Raw genomic sequence first — 634 nt, 5'->3', positions numbered from 1 at the left:
AGATTGGGCCGAATGGTGCAAAGCGGGTGGTTACACGTTACCAAATGATGTCGATGTTCAGCATTTTAGCCACATGCTCTTGGCGATCGAGGCTGCAAGGTACGATCAAGGCATCGCGTTTGCCAATGACTTCATGTTGAACGAGCGAGATAAAGCACAAGACTTGGTTTACATCCCATCTCATGGTTTAGAAACCGGCGACAGTTTTTATTTTGTGCACAAGAAGAACCGAGCAAAGCAGGCCGAGATCGTCAAACTGACCAACTGGTTAAAGCAGCAGTGTCTGTAATTAAGATTAAATATTCTTAATTAAGAAGGAAAATAGAAAAGTTGTGTCTAATTATTTCGTGTTTTATTGAGTTTTTATTCACTAACATCTCGCTCGGTTTAACGCCAAGCGAGATGGATAACGCGACATGCTTAAGGAAGGGCGATACACAAACTCAATAATAAAACAGGCAGTGAAATACAATGTTAAAGAACACATGGCTAACAGCAGCCCTTCTAGCAACTTGTTCTATGGCAAACGCCGCTCCTTACATTGGTGCATCGATCGGTAAAGCAACGTTTGATGATATCAGTGGTTCAATCAAATCAAATACCTACAACGCAAGCGAGAAACTTGAAGTTAAAG

At 41.6% G+C, this 634-nt stretch carries 1 pseudogene; it reads left to right on the top strand.

Annotation, left to right across the window (positions count from 1 at the left end):
* Window positions 1-289, top strand: a pseudogene (locus R7Q46_RS27920) (LysR substrate-binding domain-containing protein); the annotation flags it as partial.
* Window positions 290-634 lie beyond the last annotated feature (345 nt).

The organism is Vibrio sp. 811, assembly GCF_033339195.1.
Note: the sequence above shows the minus strand (reverse complement) of the source record. Positions and strands in the feature narration are given on the sequence as shown.